Here is a 4973-nt window from a genome sequence, read left to right on the forward strand (position 1 = left end):
AGTCGCTGGGCTTTCCGTTTCTTTGACACAGCATCCTGCCTGTCTTTCCTCGCCTGTTCACTCTGCGCATAATGCGCCTTATCCGCGTCACGGTTAGGGGCGGCAAGAAAAAACGGCGTACTGAGTAACCTCCCATTGGCGTAGCGTTCGATACGCCAGGCGGTCAGCCAGTCCATCTGGTTTTTCATGGCCTGCTCCAGCGCCACAGCTGACCGTACCGGCTCAAAGCGGGCCGCCTCTTCGGCGGACAGCGGTTGTTCCGGCATATCAAGTCCCAAAGTGACTTTGCGCCAGGCGTTGAAGCGGTTAACAAGTTCAGAATCAACTTCAAATTCTTTCTGAACATCAGCATGCATCGCCCGCCATAATTGATATTGTAAATCATAAGGTAATACTGATGGAGGAACCTTAAGCGGTGCCCCGGCTTGAAAGGCCGCCGCATACATCTCATGCAGAGCAATCTGCGACAAGAGTAATGAGTCTATTTTGCCTATCGCCTTACCCTGGTCTCCCGGTGGATACCCACCCCCCAAATCAGAATGCACCCCGGGATAAATCACCTCGGTGCTACCGGTCGGGTAGGTCCCATCGGAACGGCGAATCGAATCCATCGGGAAACTCAGCCGCTGTTCATGGGTTGAGACCAGATGCACACAGCGTTTCACCAACCCGCCGTAAGTCTCCTCCGATGGCAGTTCCTGCGTGCCGTCGGCCCAGGCCATATGCCCCTCAACGACAGGAACCATATGGCTCACTCCAACCGACGCCACCGTGTCAAACAGCCCGAGAAACTCCACACTGATGGGCAGGTTACAATCCGGGTCGGTTTCGTTTTTCGCTTGCAGACACGGTGATGGCTTCAGGTCATCCCCTTTCGGAGGCGGAAACAATTCAGCCAGCCAGTTGACAAAGGCCCGGGCCTCTGCTGCCCCACGGGAAAAACCATACACATACAACTTCATCCCCAGCAATTTGGATTTGCCCCGACCGGGCTGGCTGCGGGCTATTTTTAGCTCACGTTTTAAACGGGCAAACTGCTTATAAAACTCGCTATAACGGTTATGCGCCCCTCCCAGGTCCAATGTGTGCCAGGTGGTGGACATCGCCTCCAAAGATTTTTGACAAGCCGCATCATCAATTTTGTCATTTACTAATACCCGCTTTAATACATCAATCAACCGCAGTAGCGCCCAGTTGATCCGGTCCTCCCCCCGATCAGCAAAAGCCAGTCCCCATGTGCTGTAATCCAGATCATTAATTTCCGGGAAGGGGGTACCCACACCGGGGATATAATACTTAAAGTACTTTCCCCCGGTGCTTTCGACATCATCCAGTAACGGCTTACCTGCCGCCCCACCCGCATAACCGGCCCCAATCGTCGCCTGAAACAGCCGAACGATATTAGTCGGATGGTGAGGAACAGCCTGATAAAGGTCGTTATACAAATTATTACCAGTACCATCAAAAAACAGGCTGACATGCAACGTTTTACAGCAAGGCGGTATCACCCGGCGCTCTGCCGCCAGACACAATTCCTGATGGTAAGCCCTTTCATCACTGGTCTGACGGTGACAATTTTGCCCGACCAGATAGCGTTTAGACGGCAACCGCCCATCGACGGGAAAAGGGGCAGGCAACCAGACCGCATCGTTATGATTTATTTCGGACATACTTTCGGCTCATTCATTTCTAACGGTTCTTTAATCGGGTAGTTTGGGCTACCGTAGGCGTCACAAGAGGTCGTGACTTTAATCTGATCACAGGGCAAGAAATGCACCGTAATCCCGCAGGTATCTCCCCCATTCTGATAATAAGGCACCGGCACTACCTGGCTATGCTGGCGTTTCTGGGCATTGATTTTCCTATCCCATGCCAAATATTTTTCCCTATTCGCATATCCGGGAAAATCGTCGGAGAAAGCGACACCGGTTTCCCAATCCACCTTGACCGTCATCCCCGGTTTCCATTTCTCCGGAGCCCGATAGCAGCAACCACCGCCACCGCCCTGATATGGCCCGATACTATCGATACCGGGATTATCATCCACACTGAACCGGTTAATCGCCCACTTGGTATGGTTAATCGCGATAATCACGCCAGCCTGCGCTGGAAACTGGCTACACGCCGTCAGTAACAGGCATAAAACCGCCCATTTAGCCCGGTGTTTCTTCATCTTTCTCTCCTTCAATAAGACATAATCTGGCTTTGAGATGCCTGTCGGCATTATTTCGGACATACTTTCGGCTCCTTCATTTCTAACGGTTCTTTAATCGGGTAGTTCGGGCTACCGTAGGCGTCACAAGAGGTCGTGACTTTAATCTGATCACAAGGCAAGAAGTGCACCGTAATCCCGCAGGTATCTCCCCCATTCTGATAATAGGGCACCGGCACTACCTGGCTATGCTGCCGTTTCTGGGCATTTATTTTTCTATCCCATTCCAAATACTTCTCGTCGTTTTCATACCCGGGAAAATCGTCGGAGAAAGCGACACCGGTTTCCCAATCCACCTTAACCGTCATCCCCGGTTTCCATTTCTCCGGAGCCCGATAGCAGCAACCACCGCCACCGCCCTGATATGGCCCGATACTATCGATACCCGGCGTGTCATCCACACTGAACCGGTTAATCGCCCACTTGGTATGGTTAATCGCGATAATCACGCCAGCCTGCGCCGGCAACTGACTACACGCCGCCAGTAACAGGCATAAAACCGCCCATTTAAACCGGTGTTTCTTCATCTTTCTCTCCTTCAATAAGGCATAATCTGGCTTTGAGATGCCTGTCGGCATTATTTCGGACATACTTTCGGCTCCTTCATTACTAACGGTTCTTTAATCGGATAATTGGGACTATTGTAGGTAGCACAGGACGTCGTCACCTTCACCTGATCACAGGGGAAGAAATGCACCGTAATCCCACAGGTGCGCTGACCGGTATAATCGGGCACTGGTACTACCTGGCTATGCTGGCGTTTCTGGGCATTGATTTTCCTATCCCATGCCAAATATTTTTCCCTATTCGCATATCCGGGAAAATCGTCGGAGAAAGCGACACCGGTTTCCCAATCCACCTTAACCGTCATCCCCGGTTTCCATTTCTCCGGAGCCCGATAGCAGCAACCACCGCCACCGCCCTGATACGGCCCGATACTATCGATACCGGGATTATCATCCACACTGAACCGATTAATCGCCCACTTGGTATGGTTAATCGCCTCAATGGTTCCTGCCTGCGCCGGAAACTGACTACACGCCGCCAGTAACAGGCATAAAACCGCCCATTTAAATCGGTGTTTTTTCATCTTTCGCTCCTTCATTGAGGGATAATCTGGCTTTGAGATGCTCAAGCACAAAGGATGCTCTGTCATCATCCAGTAAAATAGGTTTGTCAAATGCTTCGACCATCAGGGCATAACAGAGGTTAAACAGGTGTTCACGTGCCACGTCTGGGTAGTCGTACGGATTCAGTTGCGGCATTAGCAGATGAGCATCAGAGACGCACAGGAGAGACTCCAGCTGTTTATCAGTGAGATCAATTTTCTCAATGGCGTCACTAACTGGCTCAGCATTCCCCTCACCCCAAAAAAAATTCGAAATGCCGTCACGATCAAGCCAGCTCCAGAACAGAACGGGGCGGAGTAATTGCTGTTGCTGCTCCGCATCCAACACATGAGAAAACAGCACCGGGAAAATACGCGGATCAAAAAAGCGTAAAATGCCCGCCTGTCCCGCGTATGCAGCATCCGCACATTGAATTAAATACTGAGCCAACAGGTCAAATGACCATGACGAGCATAAAATCAACAGCAACGGTTCTTCCCTTAAGCGCCAGATAATTTCCTGCATCCATTGCCGCTGGTCAGGTTGGGTTAAATCAATCCGGATCAAGACCGGCGCATCATCCACCACAATCTCTTCGGGCAATCCCTGAAACAGTGAACACCATTTAATTTCAGGCGAAAAACTTTCCAACGCCGGGATCAGCGAGAACTCGCTCCCGGACTGATCCACAATGATATCGAGACAACGCAGGCCGACATCCTTTGCTGACGTCTCAAGTGAAGCAATCCAGTCAGTTATTTCAACGTTATTCATCGGTTATTTCCTCAAAACAAACCCTTGCGCCATCTCCTGCGCTTTTTTCAGGCACTCTTTACACACGGATTCCGGCAAGTCCGGTAACGGAAAATCCTGTTTGGCCGGGGCATCCATTTTGTGCTGCCCTTTCAGGCTTAGCAGGCCCGGCCCATGAATTTCGACTTCTCCTGCCGGAGAGAGACGGATATAGGCACCGCCACACGCCAACGTCAGGCCATTTTTAGCGATAATCTGTACTTGCCCCTGCGTTGACTTGACCGTGACATCCTTTAACGCGGTGAGACCTAACTCATCCCCGTGGGATTCCATCGTGAGTGGCCCTTTCCCCGAGACCAGACGCATTCCCTCTGTCTGCGCCAGTAAAGAGATGGCCTGAGTGGCATTCATACCAATGCGGCAGGCACTAGCCATATGCACGTCGCCCGCACTTTGGGCATAGAGCGCCTGACCACTGTGCAACATCACCGTCTGCGGGCTGACAACACCGATACCCTCTGGCGCACTGAGCAACATGGCGGCCATTTTCAGTTGATCCACGCCCTGTAAATAGGTTTTCAGGCTCTCAGTATCCGGGGAATAATTCAGGTGGGTTTTTGTCACCGTGCCCCACTCCATGACCTGATTCACCGCCCCTTTGACCAGACTGATCGCCGGGGTCATCGACAGGACTTCCCCTCTGGCTTTAGCCTGTTCATCCGCACTGATAAACAACCCCTTACCCGCGCGGATCACCCCCCAACTATCGGTGCGCAGTTCAAAGCCCTCGCCCCGTTTATCCGGGTGCGGGCGCTGACCATCGACAAGATGCCCCAGATTCAGCTGACTCTTGCCGCCGTATTCCGTACTGAGTTTGATGTGCTCTTTCCCGCGCTCGT

The 4973-nt window shown here is 51.9% G+C and carries 6 protein-coding genes; all 6 read right to left on the reverse strand.

Annotation, left to right across the window (positions count from 1 at the left end; all coding sequences use genetic code 11):
• A partial coding sequence (locus tag EAE89_RS22150) for a T6SS phospholipase effector Tle1-like catalytic domain-containing protein (RefSeq protein WP_214086596.1) occupies window positions 1-1670 on the reverse strand: 1670 nt, incomplete at its 3' end.
• A complete protein-coding gene (tli1a, locus tag EAE89_RS22155) occupies window positions 1658-2173 on the reverse strand; it encodes a Tli1a family immunity protein (protein WP_214086597.1) in 516 nt (171 codons plus the stop codon). The genes tli1a (EAE89_RS22155) and EAE89_RS22150, both read right to left, overlap by 13 nt.
• A 50-nt stretch (window positions 2174-2223) precedes the next feature.
• Window positions 2224-2739 (reverse strand): Tli1a family immunity protein, encoded by a 516-nt coding sequence (gene tli1a / locus EAE89_RS22160; protein ID WP_214086600.1) that lies wholly within the window; start codon window positions 2737-2739, stop codon window positions 2224-2226.
• A 50-nt stretch (window positions 2740-2789) separates the two neighbouring features.
• Window positions 2790-3302: a Tli1a family immunity protein gene (tli1a, locus tag EAE89_RS22165; RefSeq protein WP_214086598.1), complete on the reverse strand. Its 513-nt coding sequence runs from the start codon at window positions 3300-3302 to the stop codon at window positions 2790-2792.
• Complete coding sequence (gene tla1, locus EAE89_RS22170; RefSeq protein ID WP_054481753.1) at window positions 3283-4095, reverse strand: toxin Tle1 chaperone Tla1; 813 nt, start codon at window positions 4093-4095, stop codon at window positions 3283-3285. Before tla1 ends, tli1a (EAE89_RS22165) begins: the two co-directional genes overlap by 20 nt.
• Window positions 4096-4098: 3 nt before the next feature.
• On the reverse strand, window positions 4099-4973 hold an 875-nt coding region (locus tag EAE89_RS22175), incomplete at its 5' end, for a type VI secretion system Vgr family protein (protein WP_214086599.1).

Source organism: Photorhabdus heterorhabditis, from assembly GCF_018448905.1.
GTDB lineage: Bacteria > Pseudomonadota > Gammaproteobacteria > Enterobacterales > Enterobacteriaceae > Photorhabdus > Photorhabdus heterorhabditis.